The sequence below is a fragment of the Streptomyces sp. NPDC107454 genome (assembly GCF_055582885.1).
The window spans coordinates 19,159-42,381 of sequence record NZ_JBVJPA010000024.1 but is presented as its reverse complement, the minus strand read 5'-3'; the positions used below and the strand labels follow the sequence as shown (position 1 = coordinate 42,381).

Below are 23,223 nucleotides of genomic sequence, written 5' to 3'. Positions count from 1 at the left end.
TCTGCTCACGAGAACCGGCTCTGGCACAGCTTTCGCGAGGCGTCAGCAGTGACAGTGCGCTCGTACCAGGATCGTGTCGTGGGGCAGTTGCGACAGGTATGCCTCGCTGCCCGGCCAGACGCTGGGCTCGGGGGGTTCGTGAGGACACGATTCCGGGTCGCAGTACGCGTGAAGGGCGCTTCCGTCGCTCTCTCGCCACCAGCCGTCCATGGTGAGTACGTCCGTGTCCTGCGGAACCCAGGAGAGCTCACGGATGTAGTCGGCACGGCTGCCGCGGAAGCCGATGACGGGATGCTCCGCATAGAACGGGGGGCCTGAATAGCCCAGGCCGAGGCTCCAGGGGTGATCGAGGTATGCCTTGATCAGCGGCTGGGCCTGGTAGGCGGCCACCATGCCGTCGGACCAGGGGCCGCCCGGGAAGGCGTGCGGATCATTTTCCCAACGGTCCACGAAGACCTTGAGGGGCAGGGCCGGCGGGTGTACTCCAGAAAGACGGTGCCACAGGTCCCAGGACGCGGCTGTAGCTCGTTCGGAAGCGGCTTGCGGCCGTGCGAAGTCGAGGAGGGCACGCGGTCCTCCGGCACAGACTCCTGGAGCGCTGGGAGCGGGGATGCCGTCGTATCGGGGCTCGTCGTGGACCAGCCTGGGATCGTCCTCGTGTCCGCGGACGACCGCGAATCCCCGACCGTTGCTGCCGCCATGGATGCGGCGTGAATCCCACATGCCGCGGTCCACGGGGTTGTCACCGTTCTGGTCGAACGGCGCGAGGGCCTCAGTGAGGGCCCCGTCGATGTCGTCCGCGGCTCCGGGCGGCAGACACACCGTCACTGTCAGGCCGGCCATACGCTCTCCCCGCTCTGTCGGCGGACAGCATGATCGCATCAAGTGGCAACGTTCGGCACGCCGAATTGGCGGCGAGCAGGTGTCTCGTCCGTGCGGAGCCAGAATCGGCCCCAGCAGACCACCCGCTTGGCCTCCGCGATGACGCCGTCGACCGGCTTTCCCCCCGGCCCGCCAGAGAAGTTGAGCCAGACCCCGAGAACCGACAGCGGATCTGGTCCACTTCGTGTGGTCGCATGACTCTCGGATACGCCAACAGGATTCGTTTGCGCAGGAGATCGAATCCTGCGTGGCCGAACATCTGGCGCTTGAGCATCTTGATCCGGTTGACACGACCCTCCACGACGCCGGAGTTCCAGGGCGGTGTGAGGCCCGCGGTGACGGCGTCGAGGTCGCGTTCGAGGTGCTGGGCGAAGCTCTGGAGGCTGGACAGTTCGGTGGTGGAGAGAGCCGCTTCGGTCCAGGTCGGCAACTGGTCACCCTGGAGGTGACCGACCATGTGCCCGAAGGAGCGCATGTGCTCGGCAAGTGCCGTCAGCTCGGGGCCATTGGCCAGGACGGCTTTGAGCTGGAGCCGGTCGCCTTCAGGTAGGGCGTCTGGGTGGGTGAGGATCCAGCGCGTATCGGCCCGGGCTGACGGCAGGCGGGGACCGACCGGTTGGAGTTTGCCGCGAAGCGTCCTGCTGACGTAGGCACGGACACTGGCGTAGCCGCGGGGATAGCCCTGTTCCTTGATCTCCTCCCACAGTCTCCCGGCGTTGGTGCAGCCTTCCTGCCAACGCTGATCGAGGTAGGGCTTGTAGTCATCGAGCCTGGTCGCACGGCTTTGCCACTGCCCGGTGAACATCTCCTCCGCAGTGGCGGCACGGGAGAAACGCAAGATCGTGTTGAGGGTCATCCCGAGCTGCCGGGCGACGGACCGCTTGCTGTACCCGGCGGCGAGGAGAGCGTGGATGGTGGCGTGCTTGGCGCGGGTGCGTCGGCGAACCGGTGCCCTGTCGGCCAGGGCCACGCAGCTGGCTCCGCCTCGTCCTGCGGTTCCTCAGGCTGGGCCGGCGTGGGACGCAAGCAGCCATGGTGCCGGTAGACGCACTTCTCAGCGGCTTCGCCCAGGTTGTGCCAGAGATGCCATCGGTCGGCGACCTGGAGGGCCTGCGGGGCGCCGCGGGTGGCACCTTCGGCGAAGAAGGGCACCCGATCACGGCAGACGATCTCGATGCCGGGCCGCTCGGCGAGCCTGGCCGCGAGCGTGTCTGCGTCCCGATCGGGAAGGAGGTCGACCGGGCGACGTGGCTCGACGTCGACGAGCACGGTTCCGTAGACACGGCCCTTGCGCTGGGCGTACTCGTCCACGCGGGGTACTGCGGTGGCGGGGTCCGGAAGCGAGGCGATCAGCCTCAACAGGGTGTTCCGGCTGACCGGAACCTTGAAGGCATCCGCCATCCGGGCACCGGCCCGGCCCGCGAGCGCAAGACCGATCGACACCAGCATCGACCGCAGCCGCTCGGTCGGTCGCCCGAACCTGCGGGTGAGGCCGGGTACTTGCTCGGCGAAGGTCATGCGCTCGCAGGATTCCTCCTCGCAGACGAACCTCCGCACCCGCACCAACACCACGACGAACTTGCCTGCCGTCGGCAAATCACGAGGAAATCGCGGGTAGGAGCCGTGTATTCGCCCCGACCAGCACCCGCACCCCGGACAGGCCGCCCGCCCCGCGATCGTACGGGCCTCGACCCGGACGACGGTAACGATCGCCTTGACCGATTCCACCAACACGCCCTCGATCGAGGAAAACAGCAGCTCGTTCAACTGCGGCAGCACTTCGTTCACGGCGAGGGACTGTCGACCACACCACCATCCAGCCAGGCGAATGCCCGGCGAACTTTAGTGGTCGCAGGCGGTCGGTGCGCGCATGACCGGCTGGCCGCGCATGAACCTGGCTCCACGCATCAGGACCCAGTAGGAATCGATCATCCAGGGAACCGGGAGGCGCTCTACCGGCGGACCGCCGAGATCAGTCCGCCGGGCCGCTCCTCGCGCTGCGGCGGGGTGCTGATCGGACGGCCGTAGGCGGCAGCGCGCTCGCGCAGGGTGTGGGTGTCGGCCTCCCAGCCGTGCCCGGCCAGCCAGCCCACCGGGTCGTCGGGCATCTCCGAGACCCACATGGACGCCGCTGATCCCGGCACGGCGTCCGCGCCGAAGCGCTCGATCACGCCGCGCGAGCCCAACGTCAGCCCCATCCGACTGCCTGCCGCCGACTGCGCGCTGATCCGGGCCAGCAGCAGCTCCACCGCGTCCTCGGGCAGATAGATCAGCAGTCCTTCGGCGATCCACACGGTCGGCACGGCCGGGTCGTGCCCTGCGGCGGCCAGCGCGCCTGGCCAGTCCTCACGCAAATCCACCGCGACGGTGATCCGCTCGCAGCGTGCGACGGCCTGCTCCTGGCGCAGCACCGAAGCCTTGAAGTCCAGTGGCGCGGCGGTGTCGACCTCGAACAGCCGGGTGTCCTCGGGCCAGTCCATCCGGAAGGCCCGGCTGTCCATGCCGGCGCCGAGCAGCACGACCTGCCGGACCCCGGACGCGGAGGCCTGCTGCAACAGGTCGTCGAGGAACTTCGTCCTGATGACGATGGAGAACGACACGGCCAGACGACGGCGTCGCGCGGCCTCGTCATCGGGCAGCGGCAACGAGGAGGGCCACAGGCCGCCGGCGGTGGCGAAGGCCTGTGCCAGTGGGTCGCGGAACAGCGCGTTCTCCCGCTCGGTCTCCAGCGCCCGCACCCTGGCCACCCCCACCGCCGTGGCCCACACTCCCGACGGCTGCACCCGCTCCTGCTCATCAGTCACCGCGCCAGCCTAGATGGTCGATTCCAAGGGGCCTGATGAGGGGAGCCAGGTTCATGCGCGGCCAGTCAGTCATGCACGCACTGACCGCCCGCGACCACTCAAACCACCCTGAGGCGAAGATCAACAGTCACCCTGCGTACGCGACCACACGAAGTGGACCAGAACCGGTTCCCGTGGACAGAGCCACGAGAGACGCTCGGCTCCGTGGGCGCCCGGGCCGCGCCCACTGCACGTCGGCCAACGGCACACCCGGACCGACGACCACGTGATCCAGACAACTACCTACTCACTGGTCGATCCCACGGTCCAGGACGCGGCGGGCCGCCTCCGCCTCTGCCGCGGGCGGCGACAACTCGTCGAGAGTGTCGAGCTCATCGTCCGCCTCCAATTCCCTTTCCCATGCCGCCGCAAGGCGTTCCTGTTCCTCGCGCGGCCTGGCGCCGACGACCTCCTGGTTCTCCGGGTCCAGGGCTGCCAGGAATCGTCCGACCGTATCCGTCGGCATAGGGTGCTCCTCATCTCCTGAAGGGGTGCCGCCCTACGCCAGCATGGCTGAAGCTCTCACGGCCGACCACCCGACACTACTTGGGAGCACTCTCTTGCCCTCTTGACCTGCTCCTGTCGGCCGGCCCAGGAGCGAGCAGCAGGCAGACGGCGACGGACCGGCGAGGGCTGGCGCCCGGGGTGGTGTGCGTCTCGTCGTCGGCCCTCCAGGTCCCGCTTCGTCATAGGCAACGCCGGCGGCCGGATCACCCAGTCGATCATCCACGACCTCGCGTACCTGGCCTTCCTGGCCAAGACGCTGTTCGGCGCGACCGGGCCGCTCTTCGAGGTCGCGATCCTGCACCACACCCGGTGCGGAACCGGATTCCTCGCCGACCCGAAGTTCCTGCGCCGGGCCGCACAGGCGACCGGCATCGACGAATCGGCCCTGAGGGCGACCGAGGCCGCCGAACCGGACAGGACACGTCCGGGAGGACGTGGCGCGCCTGCTCGCATCGCCGCTACTACCGCCCGGGGTGTGCGCCTCCGGACATGTCTGCGCCATCGAAACGGGGCGCGTGACAACGGTCATCGACTCACAGCACCCGCACCAGCACGCGCACCCCGGCCACCACAGCCGGCGACCGCACGCCGTGACGAACAGCAACGGCACCGGACAAGTCGTCCTGAAGTACCGCACCCACGACCATGACCGCTGTCGCGGGCCGGGCCGGGCCGGGCCGGGCCGGGCCGATCGTCCCGCCAACCAGACGACCCTCAGGGGGCGGATCACAGACAGTCCGGAGAACTGCCGAGCCACCTGCACCATGCGACTAGGGACGAACGGGACGCAGCCGGTTCCGTACCCTGGCCGCATGCGCATGCGCCCTACTCTGAGCTGGACCCCCGGCGAAGACCTGCCCGCGGGCACCGCGGATCTGCAGCCAGTCGCCGAGGCACTGAGCCGCGGCGGTGTGCTGGTGCTCAGCGGGGCCGGCATCTCCACGGAGTCGGGCATCCCCGACTACCGGGGCGAGGGCGGGAGCCTGAGCCGGCACACCCCTATGACCTACCAGGAATTCACCGCCGGCACGCAGGCCCGGCGCCGGTACTGGGCACGCAGCCACCTCGGCTGGCGCACCTTCGGCCGCGCCCGCCCCAATGCCGGACACCGGGCCGTGGCCGCCTTCGGGCGCCACGGCCTGCTCTCGGGTGTGATCACCCAGAACGTCGACGGCCTGCACCAGGCCGCCGGCAGCGAGAGCGTCACCGAACTCCACGGAAGCCTGGACCGGGTCCTGTGCCTTTCCTGCGGCGCCCGCAGCCCGCGCCGCGCCCTTGCCCTGCGGCTGGAAGCGGCCAACGCGGACTTCGAGCCGGTGGCCGCGGGAATCAACCCGGACGGTGACGCCGACCTCACCGACGAACAGGTCGGCGACTTCCGCGTACTGCCCTGCACGGTCTGCGGCGGCATCCTCAAACCGGACGTGGTGTTCTTCGGCGAAGCCGTCCCGCCACAGCGGGTCGAACACTGCCGCACGCTGGTCCAGGAAGCGGCCTCACTGCTGGTCCTGGGCTCCTCGCTGACGGTGATGTCCGGGCTCCGGTTCGTCCGCCAGGCGGCCCAGGCCGGGAAACCCGTACTGATCGTCAACCGGGACGTGACCCGGGGTGACCGGCACGCCCTCACCCGCATCGCGCTCCCTCTGGGCACCGCCCTCACCACCGTCGCCGGCCAACTGGGCATCACCGTCGACCACCAGACGGCGTCCTGACAAAGAGTGACGGCAGGGGGACGTCCCGCTCCGCCTGGAGCCGGCCCGGCAACCGGGCAAAGCGCCCGTTGCGGCCGTGCACCCGCGTCGGCACCCCGCGCGTCAACGCCCCCGCGGCCGACGGCGTCTCATCGCCGGCCGTCCCCGTCCCCGGGCTTCCACCCCCACGCGGTGAGCATGCCGGCCGACAGCGCGGCGCACTCGACGGAACCCAGGTAGCGCAGCGCCTCGTCGACGGCCGCGTCGTCGACCAGGCCGGTGGCGAGCATCGCCGCTCTGCTGCGCTCCCACGTGTCCGCCCAGAAACGGCTGATGGGACTACCCGGCAGCAGCGGCGGCACCAGGACCTCGGCAGCAACGGAAGCCAGCCCCGCCGCACGCAGCAGCCGCGGATACGACGGCACCCAGGACACATCAGTGCCGATCGTGGCCCGCAGCCCCTGCCACATCGCCCTCATCGCCGCGCCATAGGGCGTACAGGGTGTCCGGTCCCCCGTCAGGTCGACCGCGTCACTGAGCACCAGCACACCACCCGGCTCGACCAGATCCGCCAGCACTCCGATCACACGCTCGCGCTCGGGCAGATGCATCAGCACGAAACGCGCATGCACGAGCCGGAACCGGCCCCTGACGGCGTCCGGGGCAGTGATGTCGGCCTCCAGCACCTCGAGCCCGGGCACCGGCCGCGCGCTGAGGAAGCGCCCGTCGCGATCCACCGCGAGCACGCCCGCAACCCCCGCCTCCTCCAGGAGCCGGCGGGAGACCGTGCCCGTGCCTGCCCCCACGTCCAGACAGCGCCACCCCGGGCCGACCCCCAGCGCCCGCAGCCGCGCCACGGTGAAGTCGTCGTAGGCAAGAGCACCGAAGTCGATGCGCTCGCCCTCGCCCGCCTGTTCCGGACGGAACACGGCCTCCCCGTAGCGGCCACCGCCCGACGCATCCCCGCGCCCGGCGCCGCTCACGTCGCACTCCGCCCGGCGAGAAACTGCAACAGCGGGGCGTCGAACGCCTTCATGACCAGACCTCTTCACGGGATGGGGCGGTACCGGGCGGCCCACACCGGGACCACCCCACCGATAGTCCGCCGGCAGCCGCCCGCAGCACCCAGGCGCGCCGCGCCTCAGCCAATCGGACCCACGGCACACCACACCGAGACACCCAAGCGCCGCAACCGGGTCAAGATGCACGCGTAGCCGACCTTCGCGGCACTCGGGACACGACAGGCGCCGAGCACCTACCCAGCCCCCTCACTCGACTCAGTGAGGTCACGCAGACTTCGGGCCTCCGGTGACGCCCCTTCCCAGTAGCGCGTCTCGGGCGTGCCCCGCGGATGGACGAACTTGAGCCATCGCGCTCGACCTTGTCCGCACTTTCTCTCACCTCCCGGTGGGCGGAACTCATCGCAGCCCAGAACACCTTGGGGTCAACAGGCTCATCACGCAGCAGCGCCTCATACGCGTCGCCGCGGAGCAGGAGCGCCTCACGCGTCGCCCTGCGCAGGCTCATGCCGGTCGAACTCGGCTCCAGCGTCCTACCGTTGCTGCCGGCGTCCGGCATCGCGATTCAGCAGCACAGGGGCCGCAATCATTGCCCCAGCCCCCAGGACGACTCCCCCAGGGCACCGACCAGGCCGTAGACCGCCGCAAGATGTGTCACGCGGACAGGCTCCCCTGGCAGCCACCGACTGCTAGACGTTTCGATGGCGGGGATCACCTGGCCCCGGACGACGCGTTCGTATGCGTCGGCGTTCTGCTTCGTGGCCCGGCCCGCCACACGCGAGAGGTCATGAGTCGAGTCCAGAGCCGCCCAGGCCCGACCCGACCCGCGTCCCGCCGTCGCCCCTCCTCCACCTCCTCGGCCCCAGAACACGCCCCCGAGGAAAACCCCTGCGCCGGCTGCCGCCCTCCGTCATACGCTGGCGCCCGCTGTCTGTCGAGGGAGGACGCATGGGGATCCGAAGCCTGACCCGTACCGAAGCCGAGCGCCGGGCCGAGCTGTTGAGCATCGAGCGGTACGACGTGGACATTGACCTGACCGCGCTGCCCGACGGGCCCGAGGTCCGCTGCGTCTCGACCGTGGCCTTCACCTGTCGCGAGCCGGGCGCGGAGAGCTTCGTGGACTGCGCGGCACAGGTGCTCAGCGCCACGCTCAACGGCACCGCGCTCACCCCGACCGGTGACGGCCGCATCCCGCTGCCCGCGCTGGCCGGACACAACGTGCTGCGCGTGGAGAGTGTCCAGGCCGACACGGCCACGGGCGAGGGCGTACACAAGGCTGTCGACCCCGCGGACGGCGAGGTCTATGTGTGGATGAGCTTCGAGCCGGACGAGGCCCGGTTCGTGTGGGCATGTTTCGACCAGCCCGATCTCAAGGCCCCGCACGCCTTCACGGTCACGGCCCCGTCCGCATGGACTGTCACCAGCAACTCCGGGGAGGCGCGCATCGAGGAGCTGGGGAAAGCCCGCCGCTGGATCTTCCCCGACACCCCTGCCCTGGCCGTGTACAACACGGTCGTCAATGCGGGCCCCTTCCACGAGATACGCCGCGAAACCGACGGCCACGACCTCGGCCTGTACGCCCGCCGCTCGCTCGCCGGCGTCCTCGACCGCGACGCCGACGAGATCTTCACCCTCACCCGCCAGGGCCTGGCCTTCTTCGGCGAGGCCTTCACGATGTCGTTCCCGCAACGGAAGTACGACCAGGTGTTCATGCCTGAGTTCGGCGGAGCGATGGAGAACTACGGCTGCGTGACCTGGTCAGACGCCTTCCTGCGGCGGGCCGATCCGACGCCCGCCGAGCGGGAGCTGCTGGCCAAGGTGCTGCTGCACGAGATGGCCCACATGTGGTTCGGCAACATCGTCACCATGCGCTGGTGGGACGACCTCTGGCTCAACGAGGCATTCGCGGAGTTCGCCTGCCACTGGGCCGCCGAACGCGCCACCCGCTACACCGACGCCTGGGCCGGCCACCTGGTGGGCGACAAACTCAAGGCCTATCTCGCCGACCAGGGCCCCGTCTCCCACCCCATCCACCAGCCCATCCACGACGTCGCCCAGGCCGCGTCGATCTTCGACAACATCACCTACCCCAAGGGCGCGTCCGTCCTGCAGCAGCTCATGACGTACGTCGGCGAAGAGCACTTCCGGGCCGGCATGGCCGCCTATTTCGCCCGCCACGCATGGGGCAACACCACCCTCCAGGACCTGATCGACGAGCTCTCGGAAGCCAGCGGGCGCGACCTCGACGGCTGGCGCTCGGCCTGGCTCGCGACGGCCGGCACCGACCGCTTCTCGCTGGAGCGGGACGGCGAACAGGTCACCCTGGTGGCCGCCGCGACCCCGCGCCCGCAGGTGCTGGCCGTGGGCGCCTACCGCCGCAGTGGCCAGGCATGGGAGCGTACGGCGCTGGTGCGCATCGAGGTGACTGGCACCCGTACCGCCGTCGCCGGCCTGCCGCCCGCCGCGGACCTCCTGCTCATCAACGACGACGACCTCACCTTCGCCACCACCCGCCCCGACTCCGCCACCAGGGACGTTCTCTTCTCCCAGGCCGCACAGCTGCCCACCGCCATCTCCCGCGGCGTGGCCGCCGCCACCGTCTGGGACATGCTCACGACCGGCGAGGCCACGGCTGCGGAAGCCGGGCAGTGCCTCACCGAGATCCTCGCCGCCGAGACCTCCGACGCGGTGATCGAGCCGTGTCTGACACTCGCAGCCGACATCGCCGAACTCTGGGCCCCGCCCGCCGAACGCCCCGCGCTCACCGCCGCGGTCGCGGCCGCCTGCCGGCGCCTCGCCGCCGATACCGGCCGCCGCCAGGTCGCGCTGCGCGGCCTGGCCCGTACCGCCACCACTCGCGACGACCTCGCCTGGCTGCGCGAACAGGCAGGCGACGACGTGGACCTGCACTGGCGCACTCTCGTTCGCGAGGCGGAACTCGGCTCGGACGTCGCGCCCGAATCCGCCCGACTGCTCGCGCGCGACCCTGACCCCGACGCCTGGATCCGTGCCCTCACCGTGCGCGCCGCGCTGCCGGACGCAGCCGCCAAGGCCGAGGTCTGGCAGAAGGTCACCGTCGACCGCGCCGTGCCCGTGCACGCGGTCGGCCAGGTGGCAACGGCCTTCTGGCGTCCTGACCAGGACACCCTCCTCGCCCCCTACGCCCAGCACTACCTGGACGCCATCCCCCAGCTCGACCAGGGCGGAATGATCCCCGCGATGGTCTACACCAGCCGCCTCTTCCCGCCGTACGCCATCGACGACTCCTACATCGAAACCGTCCAACAAGCCTGCGAGAATGCGGCTCCCGTGGTCCGTAAGACACTCCTCGAACGCTCGGACACGGTCCGGCGCATGCTCCGGTCCCGAACCCGCACCGCCTGACCAGGCCGCCGGACGAGCCTGCGCCCCGCCGTCAACGATGGCGGGGCGCAGACATCCATGAACTCCCGTACCAGGCAGCCCAGTTGGCGTCGCCAGCGACCTCGACGTCACCGGCAACAGGTCGTCACCCCGGGCCGCCGGGGACACGCAATCCCCGCGAAACCACCGCCCTGGCGCGAGTGCCACCCTCAACTCCCCCAGGCACCCACCGGTTACGGCCACGGCGCTGCCGTCCGGGCTCAGCACCACGTCCTGCACGGCGAGTGGACTGTCGGTTGTGCCGTGGGTGGCTTCGTTGATCTCCAGGAAGAGCGTTTGGCGACCGGTTCCGGAGGCAGTGGGTGATCACCTGGCTCACGGATCTCGATGAGGAACGGCGGCACTGTCGTGTCCACGAACGTGGGACAGCCAGCTTCTCGTCAGACCGGCCGGCCATCGAAGGGGTCGCCGGAGCCGGGCTTGAACGTCGTGCCGAGGTCGTACCGCGCGATCCCGAACGGCTGGCAATCGGCATCGGCAAGGACTCGGCAGAGGAACTCAGAGGTGGACATGTCGTGCCGATCCCATCCGCCGACGTCATTGGACCGCGCAAGGACGGGGCAACCGCCCGGCCGCTCGGCATCGATCAGCCAGAAGTTCCGATGTCCCTCAACCCCCGAGAGCCCCGAGAGTTCGTGAAAACTGAAGGGTTCTCGGCAGGAACCCACGGGTCCGATACCGGATTTTTCGCCGAGAAGGCCCGGGTTCACGACGAACCTGGGGTGCGGGCCAGCTACAGAGGTCGGTAGGTGCCGTAGTTCCCGGCAAGGGACGTAGCGGCGGCTTCGGCGACATCGGAGCGGGGACTGGAGAGGCATGAGGTGAGGAAACCTGTCTTCGACAAAGTCGAGGACGTAGGTGACGGTTTCCTGATCCCGGACGAGCCGGAGCATGGCCACGGCCTGCAACGCTCCGTCCACAAGCGTCTCGTCACTGGTACCGACCAAGAACCGGGCTGACCAGCAGGATACGGACTGGCGCAGGCTCTACGGGCTGCGCTCCGGGGCCGAGGGCACCGTCGAGGAGTTCGTGGCCGGACATCGAGGACGCCGGTGCCGTTACCGCGCACTGGCCAAGACGCACGTCCAGCACGTCCTGACCGCACTCGCGATCAACGTCGAGCGACTGAGCCCGCGGGACAACGCCGATCTCGGCCATCCACTTCGGCGGACAGGGGGTGGGGCTGTTCCGCGGGCGCCGGGAGCGATCCAGCAGACCGGGCACGCCGTCCTGGTCGAACCGCCGCCGCCAGTGGGCGATCCGCCGAGCACCTCACGAACAGCCCGTAACGGTCCGCCGAGAGCCCGAAAAGCAGGAGTTCCAGGCAAGACAACAGCAGCTGACCGTACGACCGCCGGTCGCCGCGGCAGCGGCGAACCCCAGGGCGTCCACGTTCTCGTCGATGGTCGGGATCCGCTACGCCTTCATCGCGATCTTCAAACGATCCTTGGACGGGGCTGTCGATGACGGACCGGGGCAACCGCCCTGCCGTCCTGGGTGTGCCTCTTGGCGGGTGCGCGCCGCGCGCGACAGGGCGAGCATAGGAGGGCTGGGGACCGCACCACGGAGCGGAGTGTGAGGCAGGAAGGCATCCGATGCAGCGCAGCAAGACGGCCAGGATCGTGATCGTCGGAGGGTCCGTGGGGGGTCTCGCGGCCGCCCATGAGCTGATGGCCATCGGTGCCGAGGCCGCCGTGTACGAGCGTTCCGCGGGCAGGATGGAGGCCCGCGGTGCCGGGGTCGTCATGCAGCCCGAGGTGGAGGCTCTGCTCGTTCGTCTGGGCATGTCGGCACGGGAGGTGAGCGTCAAGCTGCGGGAGCGCCAGCAGCTCCACCTGGGCGGTAGGGCCACCCGGTACGAGGCTCCCCAGCTGATGACTGCCTGGGACACCCTCTACCGGGTGCTGCGCGAGCCTGTCGCCGGGCTCTGCTACCGCCTGGACAGCGCCCTGAGGCGGGTATGGGTGACGGGCTCCGAGGTCACGGCCGAGTTCACGGACGGGTACAGCACCGTGGGTCACTTCCTGGTGGGCGCCGACGGGATCGGCTCGGCGACGCGCCGACTACTCGATCCCGCCACGCGCTCCTCGTACGCCGGCTACGTGGCCTGGCGGGGGCTTGAGCCGGAATCAGCTGTACCCAGTGATCTGTTGGAGGTGCTGACGGGCCGGTTCACGTTCTTCGGCTCGGACGGCCTGCAGATGCTGTGCTACCTGGTTCCGGGCCCGGACGGCGAGCTGGCGGAGGGCTCCAGACGGGTCAACTGGGTGTGGTACATGAACGTGCCCGAGCGCGATCTGCCGCGGCTGCTCGCGAGCCGGTCCGGGAAGCCCTATGCCACGTTCCTGCCGCCCGGAGAGATTCTCCCGGAGGTCGCGGCGGAACTCGCCGCCACGGCGGACGCGTCGCTTCCGGCGCAGTTCGCGCAGCTCGTGCGGCTCTCGGACGTCTTCATGCAGCCCGTCTTCGACCTGGCGCCTCATCGCATGGTCGCCGACCACGCGGCTCTGATCGGTGACGCTGCCGGTACGGTGCGCCCCCACACGGCCTCCGGAACTTCGAAGGCCTTCGCCGACGCGGCCGGTCTCGCGGCGGCCCTGCGTGGCTGGAGTCCCGATCAGGACCTGCCGGCCAGTCGGCTCGCCGACTGGGAACAGGAGCGGCTCCTGCACCTGGTTGCCCTGTCGCGCGCCGGAATCGACCTGGCCGGCCGGTCATCGCTCGGGACACCCGGCAGCCGTCGCTTCTTCGTCTCCCCGTGAGTTTTCGCATTGCCCCATCGCCCGGACGTGCGCCACCAGCCACGGGGCGGTGCCGAACGCACGTGTCGAGGACGTGTGGATGCCGATGGCAAGGGGAGCCGGTGCCTCACGCCCCGGGTCCCGGATCGCTTCGCGCGGACGACTCGGTCGCGGCACGCATGATCGCCCGCCGGATGGGTTCGTACCCGGTACAGCGGCAGATGTTGGACTCGACGAGGCCGTGGACGCGCTCCGGGTCCTCGCCGATGGTGGGGTCGGCCTCCAAGGCGCCGGCGGCCACCATGAGGAAGCCGGGGGTGCAGAAGCCGCACTGCAGCGCGTGCTCGGCGGAGAAGGCCCGCTGGAGCGGGTGGGGTTCGCCGTCGGGTCCGGCCAGTCCTTCCACCGTCCGTACCGAGCTGCCGTCGCACTGCACGGCCAGCATGAGGCAGGACCGGACGGCCGCACCGTCCACCAGCACCGTGCAGGCCCCGCAGACGCCGTGTTCGCAGCCCAGGTGTGTGCCCGTCAGGCCACAGTCCTCGCGCAGTGCGTCGGCCAGAACGCGCCGTGGCTCGACATCGAGTGGGTAGGTCTCGCCGTTGACCGTGAGCGTGATCTTCACGAGGAGACTCCTTCCGCGGCCTGTCGCAGCGTTCGGCCGACCAGCACCGCGATGGCGTGCCGTCGGTACTCCAGGTCGGCGTACGGCTCGGCCAGCGGTGAGGCATCCTGTTCTGCGGCGATGCGGCCCGCGCGCTCGAACGGGTGTCCGTCGGGCAGCCGGTGACCGGGGAGGGGCGAGCCGGCCTCGGCGCCGGTCAGCGCCTGCTCGGCGGCGCGTGCCCGCACTGGCCGGTCGGCACAGTTGACCAGCCCGATCCGCGCCCCCTCGATCACCCCGTCGCGCATGGTCAGCGCCGCGGCCACGGCCACCTGCGCGAAGCAGAAGTGGGTGCGCCGGTGCTCGATGAAGCCGACCCCGGTGTCCTCGCCGAGCAGGGGGAACCGTATCGAGGTGATCAGCTCACCGGGTCGGCGCGCCGTCTGGAGGGGGCCTCGGAACCAATCGCGAGCCGCTACCTCACGGGCATCGTCGGAGCGCTCCAGCCGGATGTCGGCGTCCAGGGCGGTGGCGATGGCGCACCACTCGGAGGCTGGATGGCCCCAGGCCAGGCTGCCCACCATCGTGCCGCGGGCGCGGATCGGCGGGTGGGCGATGTTGACGACGGCGAGCGAGAACAGCCTGCCGAGCGGCCCGGGTACGGACCGCGGGGACTCGAAGCGGCCATGGCGGACGAGCGCGCCCACCTCGACCGCGCCGCCGTCGGCGTCCAGATGGTCCAGGTCCGTGATGCGGTTGATGTCGACCACGAGGTCAGGGCGTATGCGCTGCAGGTGCATCTCCAGGATGAGGCTCTGCCCGCCGGCCAGGACCCTGACGTCCCGTCCGGTGTCGGCGAGGGCGTCCAGTGCCTCCTGCGTGGTGCGCGGCGCCACGTAGTCGAAGGCGGCGGGCTTCATGACGCCTCCCGGAGTCTTGGCGCCCGGGCCGCTCGCCAGACCACGTCCGGGGTGAGCGGCATCTGCAACAGGCCGGGGTCGGCGAGTTGCAGTGCGTCCGCCACGGCGTTCACGATTGCGGCCGGCGTGCCGATGCACCCCGACTCGCCGGCACCCTTGGCGCCCAGTGGTGTGCTCGGGCTCGGTGTACAGGTGTCCTTGACCGTGATCGGCGGGATCTCGGTGGCCGTGGGGAGCAGGTAGTCCAGGAGCCCGTTGGCGAGCTGCGGAACACCGTTGTCGTCGAACGGGATGCCCTCGTACAGGGCCTGGCCGATGCCCTGCACGGCCGACCCGAACGCCTGCCCCTTGACCACCACCGGGTTGAGGACGACCCCGCAGTCGTCCACGGCGACCACGCGGAGCACATGAACCACGCCCAGCTCGGGGTCGACCTCGGCGACCACCGCATGCGCCCCGAAAGGAAAACCCATGCCCGACTCGAAGCGGTCGTCCACGCGCAAGGGACCGGTGGTCTTCACCAGTTCACCGAGATCCATGGCCGCACCGCCCGACGCCGGAGACACCGCACCGTCGGCCCAGACGACCTCCTCGGCCGGCAGCTCCCACAGCCGCGCGGCCCGCGCGCGGGCCTCCTCGACGAGGAGACCGCAGGCGTGCTGCAGGGCCGCGCCCGCCACCTGCGCCGACCGGCTGGCGAAGGAGCCGAGGCCCTCGGGCAACTCGTCCGTGTCCCCTTCCACCAGCCTGACCCGCGTCTGATCGACGCCGAGGGTCTTGGCCACCAGCGCCGGGAAGGTCGTCTCATGGCCCTGACCGCTGGGAGCCGCTCCGCACCGGGCGACGATCACGCCGTCCTCCCGCGCTTCGAGTGCGGCGAACTCGTGCAGACCGCCCGGCTCACCGCCGGAGCGCTCCACATAGCAGGACAGGCCGATGCCCAACGGCAGCGCGTCCGGATCGGCACGGCGTCGAGCCTGCTCCGCACGCCAGTCCGTGTAGCCGAGCGTCTCCAGGGCCTCATCGAGTGCCGCGGCGTAGCCACCGCTGTCGTACGTCCGCCCGGTGGGTGTCTGGTAGGGGAAGCTCTCCGGTGCGATGAAGTTGCGCCTTCGCAGCTCCACCGGATCCATTCCCAACCTGCTGGCCAGCAGGTCGATCGACCGCTCCAGCGCGATCGTCGCCTCCGGCCGGCCCGCGCCCCGGTACGGGTAGGTCACCATCGTGTTGGTGAGCACCGAGCGGAGCGTGGCGTGCACGCGCGGCGTACGGTACGGGCCCGTCGCCATCCAGCAGGTCTGCATGGGCAGCCCCACGCCGAGGTGGGGATAGGCACCCACGTCGGCGTCGACGGCCAACTCGTAGGCCAGCAGGTTGCCTTCGGCATCGGCGGCGAGCCTGACCCGCTGGTCCTGGCCCCGCCCCCGGGTGGCGGTCAGCATGGACTCCAGCCGGTCCTCGATCCAGCGCACCGGACGTCCCAGCAGCACCGCGAGGTAGGCCACCGCGACGAACTCGGGGAACGCCGCGCTCTTGGAACCGAACGCGCCTCCTGTGTCCGGCACCACGACTCTGATCCGCTCCGTCGGCCATCCCAGCAGAGCAGCCAGTTCCCGGCGCAGCCGATGGGGCATCTGGTGCCCCGACCACACCGTCAGCCGGTCCCCCTCGGGCACGGCCAGGATGGTCCGGCACTCCATCGGCGTAGGCATCAGCAACTGCTGGCGGTAACGGGCCTCCACCACCACATCCGCCCCCTGCCACACCGACTCCTCGATCGGCTCCCCGGCCTCGCCCGCGAAGGCGACGTTGCTCATGCCCTCGAACAGGCGCACCGAGTCGTCCGCGGCCTCCGCCGGGGTCACCACAGCGGGCAGCGGGTCGATCGTGAAGGTGACCTCGGCCGCTCCGTCCTCGGCACGGTAGCGGTCCTCCCCGACCACCACCGCGACGGCCTCGCCCGGGTATCGGACCCGCTCCTTGACCAGCACCGGCCACTCCCGCCCCGCCACTGCCTCCTCCGTCGACAGCCTGGCCAGCAGCGTGTACGGGACCGGAGGAAGGTCCTGGAGGTCCGCGGCGGCGTGCGCGCAGCACGGCAGCTCCGCAAGATCCACCGCGGACCAGGCCCCCACGACCCCCGCGACCTGGCGGGCACCTGTGCAGTCCACCTCCCGCAGCTCTCCGTGGGCCACCGGACTCCTCACGAACGCCGCGTCCAGACACCCCGGCACCGACAAGTCGGCGACGTACCGGCCCCGGCCGGTGAGCAGCCGTTCGTCCTCACGCCTCGTCCACCGCTCCATGAAGACCTCCGCTGGCCCCTCTCCCAGGCTAGAGCAGGGCCTGCCACTCGTCGCGCCGACCGTGCACGGCTGCTCCGACGCCCTCACCAGGAGGAACACCGGCCCGCCACCGCGTCCCCCTATGACGATGACGACGATTACTTGGGCTGTCGGGATCCGCGCCGCCCCGGAACACCTTGAACGCCCGGCGCTCGTGCCTGGGAGAGCAGAGGGACCTCGAACTTGGGGTCGTGCGTCATGGCGCACACCACGGTGCGACGATCGGTGCTGGTGCCCGCCAGGTACTGGTGCGGCCAGTCGACCACGATCTCGTGGGCCTCCGGGAAGCGCTCGGGCGTCATGAAGACCGGTCGTGCGTCACAGACCGTGACCCGGTACCCAAGGAAGGCTCCGAGTCCGGCCACGGCCGCGGCGTGGCCGTTCGCTCCGAAGACGGGCAGCCGGGGGCGTGGTGCCCACGCCTCCACCAGGACACGGATCGTGGCCTCCGGACCGAGGTCGTAGGAGCGTACGACGGTTTCGGTGAGGCCGAGCAGAGCGCGCGTGTCGGCGCCAGGACCGCGGCGTCCAGGTCCGGCCGGCCCATGTCTCCTCGCCGCCCGTCGGGCAGCACCACGAGTGAGCGTCCCACGAGGCCGGCCGGTCCCGACATCACCCGTGCGACGCTGACGGGTTGCTCGGCCGCCACGGCCCGATGCGCCGCGGCCAGGGCGTCGGCGGTGTCGTCCGCCACGCGCTGTACGAAGACCTCGATCTCGCCTCCGCAGGTCAGCCCGACGGCGAACGCGTCGTCGTCCGCGTACCCGAAGGACGCGAGTCGGGAGCGGCCCGAAGCGAGTACGTCGCGCGCCAGTTCGTACACGCTCGCTTCGACGCAGCCGCCGGAGACGCTTCCCAGCACGGTGCCGTAGCCGTGCATGCAGAGGGCCGAGCCCGGCCGCAGGGGGGCGCTGCCGCGTACCGCGACGACGCTCGCCACCGCGTACGCGGAACCGGACGACCGCCACTCCAGGAGTCGGGCTGCCAGGTCTCTCATCGGGATCTCCCGGATCACACGCCCAGGAAGGCGCGGCCGTTGGCTTCGAGCACTGACGCGTCCAGGCCCTGGGACAGCAGGTAGCCGACGGGATCGGGCTGGGCCATGTCGAAGGGGTAGTCACTACCGCACAGGATCCGCTCCGGGGAGCTGTGCGAGCGCAACAGCCGCAGTACGTCGGGGTCATGGGTGACCGTGTCGAAGTACAGCCGGGTGAAGGTGTCACTGGGCAGGCAGTTGCTTCCCGCGCGTACGTCGGCGCGCGAACGCCATCCGTGGTCCCAGCGGCCCACCAGCGCCGGTGCGCAGCCTCCGCCGTGGACGAAGCAGATGCGCAGGCCCGGGAGTTGTTCCAGAACACCTCCCAGGAGGACCGAGGCCACAGCGGTGGTGGTCTCGACCGGGTTGCCGATCAGGTTGACGAGATAGTGGTGCCCCCATTCCGGGCGAGGGAGCTGCATGGGGTGCACCAGGACCGCGAGGCCCAGTTCGGCGGCGATGGTGAGCACCTCGCGCGGTACGCCGTCCGCGTAGGAGCTGCCCTGAACCAGCGGTGGTACGGCAACGCCGGCCACGCCGTCGGTTCCCGCCAGTCGCGTCAGCTCCCGCCGCGCGGCCGCGGTGTCGTCCAGCCGGACCAGGCCCAGACCGACGAGTGTGCCGTCGGCGCGGGCGACGGCCTCGGCGAGCTGCTCGTTGTACGCGGCGACGTAGTCGTCGGACTGTTCCGGAGCATGCACGGGGAAGGCGAAGGGAGGTGCGGAGATGGCCCGGGCGCCGATGCCCGCCTTGTGGGTGTCGGCAACAACGGCGTCGGTGTCCGTCATGGCCGCGGTGGCGAACGACAGCGGGATGTCACCGAGGAAGAGTTCGCCGCCGCGATCGTTCATACCGCCGTAGGGGTTGCCCGGCGGCAGACCCAGCAGATCCCGCGGCAGCCAGTGGGCGTGGACGTCGATGACACCTGTGCGAAGGTCACTGCTTTCAGACATGGTTGCTCCTGGTGTGCTGCTTCCGCTCCTGGGCGGCGCGGGTGATGGCCCGTTTGATGGGCTCGTAGCCGGTGCACTGGCAGAAGTTGGAGCCGACGATGCCTTCGACGGCCTCCGGGTCGTCACCGAGGTCGGGGTTGTCTTCCATCGCGCCGACGGCGACCATCAGGAACCCCGGGGTGCAGAAGCCGCACTGGAGCGCGTGCTCGGCGGAGAAGGCCCGGGCGAAGCTGCCGACCATGGTGCCGCGGGACCGGATGGGCGGATGGGCGGATGGGCGATGTTGACGACGGCACGGGCGAGCAGCGTGCCGAGAGGTCCCGGTACCGCCTGCGCCGACGCGAACGTCGCGTGGCGTACCAGGGCGCCGACCCGAACCGCCCGGTCAGTCTCGTGCGACTGCCCGCTGGAGGCCGCCCCGCGGCGCGCGGTGACCGTGCCGTCCTCGTGCGCCTCCAGGCTGCCGAACTCGTGCAGACCGCCCGGTTCTCCCCCGGAACGCTCGACGTAACAGGACAGGCCGATACCGAGGGGCAGGGCGCCCGGATCGCTGCGCCGCTGTTCCTGTTCGGCGCGCCACTTGCCGTAGTCGACGGTGTCGAGAGCGGGGTCGAGAGCGGCGGCGTAGTTGCCGCTGTCGTAGCGCCGGCCAGTGGGCGTGTCGTACGGGAAGGCCTCGGGCGGGATGAAGTTGTGCCTGCGCAGCTCGGCCGGGTCCATTTCCAGCCGGGCCGCCAGGGCGTCCATCGCCCGCTCGACGGCGATCACCGCCTCGGGCCGCCCGGCACCCCGGTAGGGGTACGTCATGACGGTGTTGGTGAGCACCGAACGCAGGGTGGAGTGCACCTGGGGCGTGGTGTAGGCGCCGGTGGCCATCCACACCGTCTGCATCGGCAACCCCGCGCCCAGGTGCGGGTAGGTGCCGACATCGGCGTCGATCGTCAGCTCGTGGGCCAGAAGGCGGCCGTCGGTGTCCGCCGCGAGCCGGACCCGCTGGTCCTGCCCCCTCCCCCGGGTCGCGACGAGCATCGACTCCAGCCGGTCCTCGATCCACCGCACCGGCCGCCCGAGACGCACGGCGAGGTAGGCGACGACGAACTCCGGGAACGCGGCGTTCTTGGAACCGAACGCGCCACCGGTATCGGGCACGATCACCCGGATCCGGTCCGTGGACCAGCCGAGGGGAGCCGCCGGCTCACGTCGCAGCCGGTGCGGCATCTGGTGTCCGGACCACACCGTCAGCCGGCCGGCCTCGGGCACGGCGAGGATCGTCCTGCACTCCATCCGCATCGGCATGAGCAGTTGCTGCCGGTACTCGCCCTCCATCACGACGGGCGCGTCCCGTCAGACGGCCTCGTCGATGGGCCGCCCGGCCTCGCCGCGCAGGGCGATGTCGGACAGCCCGTCGAACAGCGGCACGGTGTCGTCCGCCGCGGCCGACGGCGTCACCACGGCGGGCAGCGAGTCCATGCGTACGGTGACCTCGGCAGCCCCGTCCTCAGCGCGATAGCGGTCCTCCCCGAGCACGACCGCCAGGGCCTCCCCGGGATGGCGCACCCGTTCCTTCACGAGCGCCGGCCACTCCCGACCGGCCACGGACTCGTCGTTGGACAGCTTCGCCAGCACGGTGTGCGGCACCGCCGGCAGATCCGGGAGGTCCGGGGCCGCCCAGGCCCCCACCACTCCAGGAACCTCCCGAGCGGCCGTGCGGTCGACCTCTCGCAGCACGCCGTGCGCGACCTGGCTCCTGACGAAAGCCACGTCCAGGCATCCCGGCACCTCAATGTCGGCGACATAGCTCCCTCGACCGGTCAGCAGCCGTTGGTCCTCACGCCTCATCCAATGGCCCATAACCACCCACCTCGCCTGTTGAAGCCATCGTGAGCGGCCGTTCGTCGTACCGTGGCCGCAATCCTTTCCGTACCCGCAGCGCGGATGTCGTGCGAATTACGCTATTCCCATCGAGCGGAACACGACACGCGAGAGGCCGTTCTTGTGCGCTTTGGCGCCAGGGCCTGTGCGCTCCTGGACACATTGCGCGCGTCCCCTTCAAGCACTCTGCGCAGTCCGCGTATTCGAAAGCGCAGAGTGACCGCGCTGTATCACACGCGGTGCCGGGACGGGAGGTCCGCCACGAGTACGTACCGCTGACAGAGATCAGAAGTCCGGATACGCATGCGATGTGCCCGTTCCTGAACGGACCCGGCTATCGCGTGCACATTCCCGCACTGCACGGCGCTCACCCGGAAATTCCGTGGACCGGATTCGCGGACTGGGCGCGCCGCGCGTTCGCTTGAGCGCCCGACAGTGCGCTGGTGAACTTCCCTGCGTGCAGCGAAAGACAACTGGCTCGGATAGTTGTCGCTACCGTAGCAATGGCACCACGAAACGACCATCGCGGATCATTCGAGCGGAGGTCTTCGTGGAATCCTGGACGAAGCCCCTTTTGAAAATGTGGAAGTGGCAGGCCGACGCCGCGTGCCGCGGCATGGACAGCTCCGTCTTCTTCCCGCCACCGGTGAGCGGGGCCCCGCCCGCCGACGGCGGGAAGAGGCAGCGCGTGCGATGTGCAGGTCCTGCCCAGTCAGTTCTGCCTGTGGTCTCTTCGCCGAGACCTCTCGCCAGGCCTACGGCGTCTGGGGCGGTCTCACCGAGGCGGAACGGCAAGAAAAGGCCCAGGACGTCCGACGCTGCTGACGCGTCCGGCAGTCGACGGGGGCGTACTCCCAGAGTCATCTGTTCTGGAGATAACCGATATCGAGATCCATCGCGCTCGACGGGGAAGCTCCAGGAGGTGTCGCGCGCTTAGTCCGGGTGAGCGCGGCAAGGAAGCCGCTCGACCACCGACACCGCGTCATCGGCGAGCCAGGTCTCCGGCTCGTCCGCCACGAAGAAGGTTCCATGTCCCAGTCATCCGATCTCCGCACATCTGGTCCGCGCACGTCACACCGCGCCGCGACCGGCGCGCACGCTCCTCACGGCGTCCCCGGCTGGCTGGTCGCGCTACTGGCCGTCGCCTCCGGCATGACCGTCGCCAACCTCTACTACGCTCAGCCCCTGCTCGCCTCGCTGCGCGACGTCTTCCACATCACCACGGCCACCGCGGGCGTCCTCATCACGCTCACCCAGGTCGGCTACGTGATCGGCATGATCTTCCTGGTCCCGCTCGGCGACCGGCTGGAGAAGCGCGGCCTGATCACCGCCCTGCTGACGGTCACCACACTCGCCCTGGTGGCGGCCGGTCTCGCGACCGGGTTCCCGATGCTGCTGGTCGCCTCCCTGATCAGCGGTGGCACCTCGGTCGTCGCCCAGATCCTGGTCCCGTTCGCGGCGAGCCTCGCCCCCGACCACGCCCGCGGCCGGATCGTCGGCCGGGTGATGAGCGGCCTGCTCACCGGCATCCTGCTCTCCCGTACCCTCAGCAGCCTGGTGTCCGACATCGCCGGCTGGCGCGTCGTCTACCTCGGCTCCGCCGTCCTGATGGCCCTCCTCGCCGTGGCCCTGCACTTCGCACTGCCCAAGCACGCACCCACCACCACCGTGCCGTACCACCACGTGCTGCGCTCCACGGCGGCGCTGGTGCGCACCCACCCCGCACTGCTGCGCCGCGGCCTCTACCAGGCGGCGATGTTCGGCGCCTTCAGCGCCTTCTGGACCACCATCTCCTACGTCCTGACCGGTCCGGGCTTCCGCTACACCCCCGTCGGCGTCGGTATCTTTGCCCTCGTCGGAGCCGCGGGTGCGGGCATCGCCCCGCTCGCCGGACACTGGGCCGACCGCAAGCTCGCCCGCCCCATGACCGGCCTCGCGTTCGCCGTCGCCGCCGTGGCCTTCGCCGTTGCAGGCTTCGGACAGCACAGCATCGTGCTGCTCGCCCTGGCCGCGATTTTCATCGACATGGCCGTACAGACCACTCTGATCCTCGGCCAGCACACCATCTACCAGCTCGACCCCAGCGCCCGGTCCCGCCTCAACTCGGCCTTCATCGCCACCTTCTTCCTCGGTGGCGCCCTCGGCTCCCAGCTCGGCTCGATCGCCTACCGCGCCGGCGGCTGGGGCGCGGTCAGTATCATCGGCGCGGCCCTGCCGCTGCTGGCGCTGCTGTACTGGCTCACCGAACGCCGCGCCGCCGGACGGAAGACCGTCCCGGTGTCCAGCTGAGCCACAGAGACGTGAGAAAGCGGTTCACTCCGCACCCGGTGCGGTCCGCACGGACGGACCGCACCGGGTCGTCCGGCTCTCCGCTCACCGGCAGAGCC

Annotated in this window: 21 protein-coding genes and 1 pseudogene; 6 read left to right on the top strand and 16 right to left on the bottom strand. The window is 70.3% G+C overall.

The window, feature by feature from the left end; all coding sequences use genetic code 11:
- Window positions 1-42: 42 nt before the first annotated feature.
- The 5 genes from ACZ69M_RS43840 to ACZ69M_RS43820 all read right to left on the bottom strand — a co-directional run bounded on the left by ACZ69M_RS43840 (window position 43) and on the right by ACZ69M_RS43820 (window position 4,191).
- Complete coding sequence (locus ACZ69M_RS43840) at window positions 43-843, bottom strand: hypothetical protein (protein WP_470059029.1); 801 nt, start codon at window positions 841-843, stop codon at window positions 43-45.
- Window positions 773-1,687 carry an ISL3 family transposase gene (locus tag ACZ69M_RS43835; RefSeq protein ID WP_470059223.1) on the bottom strand — a complete coding sequence of 305 codons (915 nt, stop codon included), beginning with the start codon at window positions 1,685-1,687 and terminating at the stop codon, window positions 773-775. The genes ACZ69M_RS43840 and ACZ69M_RS43835 overlap by 71 nt, the downstream gene beginning before the upstream one ends.
- A 47-nt stretch (window positions 1,688-1,734) precedes the next feature.
- Complete coding sequence (locus ACZ69M_RS43830) at window positions 1,735-2,670, bottom strand: ISL3 family transposase (protein ID WP_470059027.1); 936 nt, start codon at window positions 2,668-2,670, stop codon at window positions 1,735-1,737.
- 164 nt (window positions 2,671-2,834) lie between these two features.
- A complete protein-coding gene (locus ACZ69M_RS43825) occupies window positions 2,835-3,650 on the bottom strand; it encodes a class I SAM-dependent methyltransferase (protein ID WP_470059221.1) in 816 nt (271 codons plus the stop codon).
- Window positions 3,651-3,972: 322 nt separating this feature from the next.
- Window positions 3,973-4,191 carry a hypothetical protein gene (locus tag ACZ69M_RS43820; protein WP_470059025.1) on the bottom strand — a complete coding sequence of 73 codons (219 nt, stop codon included), beginning with the start codon at window positions 4,189-4,191 and terminating at the stop codon, window positions 3,973-3,975.
- A gap of 853 nt (window positions 4,192-5,044) precedes the next feature.
- Between ACZ69M_RS43820 and ACZ69M_RS43815 the strand changes: the two genes are divergently transcribed.
- Window positions 5,045-5,944: an NAD-dependent protein deacetylase gene (locus ACZ69M_RS43815; RefSeq protein WP_470059023.1), complete on the top strand. Its 900-nt coding sequence runs from the start codon at window positions 5,045-5,047 to the stop codon at window positions 5,942-5,944.
- Window positions 5,945-6,072: 128 nt separating this feature from the next.
- Here the strand turns inward: ACZ69M_RS43815 and ACZ69M_RS43810 are convergent, their stop codons facing one another.
- A complete protein-coding gene (locus ACZ69M_RS43810) occupies window positions 6,073-6,906 on the bottom strand; it encodes a class I SAM-dependent methyltransferase (RefSeq protein WP_470059021.1) in 834 nt (277 codons plus the stop codon).
- A gap of 984 nt (window positions 6,907-7,890) precedes the next feature.
- Between ACZ69M_RS43810 and pepN the strand changes: the two genes are divergently transcribed.
- Window positions 7,891-10,326: an aminopeptidase N gene (gene pepN, locus ACZ69M_RS43805; RefSeq protein ID WP_470059019.1), complete on the top strand. Its 2,436-nt coding sequence runs from the start codon at window positions 7,891-7,893 to the stop codon at window positions 10,324-10,326.
- Between the two features lie 419 nt (window positions 10,327-10,745).
- On the opposite strand, the gene ACZ69M_RS43800 is transcribed toward pepN, so the two are convergent.
- Entirely contained in the window at window positions 10,746-11,075 is a 330-nt protein-coding gene (locus ACZ69M_RS43800; protein WP_470059017.1) for a hypothetical protein, read from the bottom strand.
- 181 nt (window positions 11,076-11,256) lie between these two features.
- Here ACZ69M_RS43800 and ACZ69M_RS43795 point away from each other — a divergent pair.
- Together ACZ69M_RS43795 and ACZ69M_RS43790 are read left to right on the top strand one after the other, a co-directional pair.
- Window positions 11,257-11,433, top strand: a pseudogene (locus tag ACZ69M_RS43795) (hypothetical protein); the annotation flags it as partial.
- 527 nt (window positions 11,434-11,960) lie between these two features.
- Entirely contained in the window at window positions 11,961-13,127 is a 1,167-nt protein-coding gene (locus ACZ69M_RS43790; protein ID WP_470059016.1) for an FAD binding domain-containing protein, read from the top strand.
- Between the two features lie 106 nt (window positions 13,128-13,233).
- On the opposite strand, the gene ACZ69M_RS43785 is transcribed toward ACZ69M_RS43790, so the two are convergent.
- From ACZ69M_RS43785 to ACZ69M_RS43745, 9 genes are all read right to left on the bottom strand, one after another.
- Window positions 13,234-13,731: a (2Fe-2S)-binding protein gene (locus ACZ69M_RS43785; RefSeq protein WP_470059014.1), complete on the bottom strand. Its 498-nt coding sequence runs from the start codon at window positions 13,729-13,731 to the stop codon at window positions 13,234-13,236.
- Window positions 13,728-14,630 carry an FAD binding domain-containing protein gene (locus ACZ69M_RS43780; RefSeq protein WP_470059013.1) on the bottom strand — a complete coding sequence of 301 codons (903 nt, stop codon included), beginning with the start codon at window positions 14,628-14,630 and terminating at the stop codon, window positions 13,728-13,730. The genes ACZ69M_RS43785 and ACZ69M_RS43780 overlap by 4 nt, the downstream gene beginning before the upstream one ends.
- Window positions 14,627-16,936: a xanthine dehydrogenase family protein molybdopterin-binding subunit gene (locus tag ACZ69M_RS43775; RefSeq protein ID WP_470059011.1), complete on the bottom strand. Its 2,310-nt coding sequence runs from the start codon at window positions 16,934-16,936 to the stop codon at window positions 14,627-14,629. Before ACZ69M_RS43775 ends, ACZ69M_RS43780 begins: the two co-directional genes overlap by 4 nt.
- Before the next feature lie 137 nt (window positions 16,937-17,073).
- A complete protein-coding gene (locus ACZ69M_RS43770) occupies window positions 17,074-17,340 on the bottom strand; it encodes an XdhC family protein (protein WP_470059009.1) in 267 nt (88 codons plus the stop codon).
- Complete coding sequence (locus tag ACZ69M_RS43765; protein ID WP_470059008.1) at window positions 17,274-17,972, bottom strand: XdhC family protein; 699 nt, start codon at window positions 17,970-17,972, stop codon at window positions 17,274-17,276. Before ACZ69M_RS43765 ends, ACZ69M_RS43770 begins: the two co-directional genes overlap by 67 nt.
- Before the next feature lie 14 nt (window positions 17,973-17,986).
- Window positions 17,987-18,964: an amidohydrolase family protein gene (locus ACZ69M_RS43760; protein ID WP_470059006.1), complete on the bottom strand. Its 978-nt coding sequence runs from the start codon at window positions 18,962-18,964 to the stop codon at window positions 17,987-17,989.
- On the bottom strand, window positions 18,957-19,205 hold the full coding sequence (locus tag ACZ69M_RS43755; RefSeq protein ID WP_470059004.1) for a 2Fe-2S iron-sulfur cluster-binding protein: 249 nt from the start codon (window positions 19,203-19,205) through the stop codon (window positions 18,957-18,959). Before ACZ69M_RS43755 ends, ACZ69M_RS43760 begins: the two co-directional genes overlap by 8 nt.
- Complete coding sequence (locus tag ACZ69M_RS43750) at window positions 19,130-20,293, bottom strand: xanthine dehydrogenase family protein molybdopterin-binding subunit (RefSeq protein ID WP_470059002.1); 1,164 nt, start codon at window positions 20,291-20,293, stop codon at window positions 19,130-19,132. Before ACZ69M_RS43750 ends, ACZ69M_RS43755 begins: the two co-directional genes overlap by 76 nt.
- Window positions 20,294-20,308: 15 nt before the next feature.
- Window positions 20,309-20,803 carry a hypothetical protein gene (locus ACZ69M_RS43745; protein WP_470059000.1) on the bottom strand — a complete coding sequence of 165 codons (495 nt, stop codon included), beginning with the start codon at window positions 20,801-20,803 and terminating at the stop codon, window positions 20,309-20,311.
- Between the two features lie 726 nt (window positions 20,804-21,529).
- Here ACZ69M_RS43745 and ACZ69M_RS43740 point away from each other — a divergent pair.
- Window positions 21,530-21,661: a WhiB family transcriptional regulator gene (locus ACZ69M_RS43740; protein WP_470058998.1), complete on the top strand. Its 132-nt coding sequence runs from the start codon at window positions 21,530-21,532 to the stop codon at window positions 21,659-21,661.
- A gap of 327 nt (window positions 21,662-21,988) precedes the next feature.
- A complete protein-coding gene (locus ACZ69M_RS43735; protein WP_470059219.1) occupies window positions 21,989-23,125 on the top strand; it encodes an MFS transporter in 1,137 nt (378 codons plus the stop codon).
- Window positions 23,126-23,223: the final 98 nt, after the last annotated feature.

Excerpts from the sequence above, each read along its gene's own strand:
- ACZ69M_RS43840 (WP_470059029.1), bottom strand. The coding sequence starts at position 843 with ATGGCCGGCCTGACAGTGACGGTGTGTCTGCCGCCCGGAGCCGCGGAC.
- ACZ69M_RS43835 (WP_470059223.1), bottom strand. The coding sequence starts at position 1,687 with ATGTTCACCGGGCAGTGGCAAAGCCGTGCGACCAGGCTCGATGACTAC.
- ACZ69M_RS43820 (WP_470059025.1), bottom strand. The coding sequence starts at position 4,191 with ATGCCGACGGATACGGTCGGACGATTCCTGGCAGCCCTGGACCCGGAG.
- ACZ69M_RS43815 (WP_470059023.1), top strand. The coding sequence starts at position 5,045 with ATGCGCATGCGCCCTACTCTGAGCTGGACCCCCGGCGAAGACCTGCCC.
- pepN (WP_470059019.1), top strand. The coding sequence starts at position 7,891 with ATGGGGATCCGAAGCCTGACCCGTACCGAAGCCGAGCGCCGGGCCGAG.
- ACZ69M_RS43790 (WP_470059016.1), top strand. The coding sequence starts at position 11,961 with ATGCAGCGCAGCAAGACGGCCAGGATCGTGATCGTCGGAGGGTCCGTG.
- ACZ69M_RS43780 (WP_470059013.1), bottom strand. The coding sequence starts at position 14,630 with ATGAAGCCCGCCGCCTTCGACTACGTGGCGCCGCGCACCACGCAGGAG.
- ACZ69M_RS43775 (WP_470059011.1), bottom strand. The coding sequence starts at position 16,936 with ATGGAGCGGTGGACGAGGCGTGAGGACGAACGGCTGCTCACCGGCCGG.
- ACZ69M_RS43765 (WP_470059008.1), bottom strand. The coding sequence starts at position 17,972 with ATGAGAGACCTGGCAGCCCGACTCCTGGAGTGGCGGTCGTCCGGTTCC.
- ACZ69M_RS43760 (WP_470059006.1), bottom strand. The coding sequence starts at position 18,964 with ATGTCTGAAAGCAGTGACCTTCGCACAGGTGTCATCGACGTCCACGCC.
- ACZ69M_RS43755 (WP_470059004.1), bottom strand. The coding sequence starts at position 19,205 with ATGGTCGGCAGCTTCGCCCGGGCCTTCTCCGCCGAGCACGCGCTCCAG.
- ACZ69M_RS43745 (WP_470059000.1), bottom strand. The coding sequence starts at position 20,803 with ATGAGGCGTGAGGACCAACGGCTGCTGACCGGTCGAGGGAGCTATGTC.
- ACZ69M_RS43740 (WP_470058998.1), top strand. The coding sequence starts at position 21,530 with ATGTGCAGGTCCTGCCCAGTCAGTTCTGCCTGTGGTCTCTTCGCCGAG.
- ACZ69M_RS43735 (WP_470059219.1), top strand. The coding sequence starts at position 21,989 with ATGACCGTCGCCAACCTCTACTACGCTCAGCCCCTGCTCGCCTCGCTG.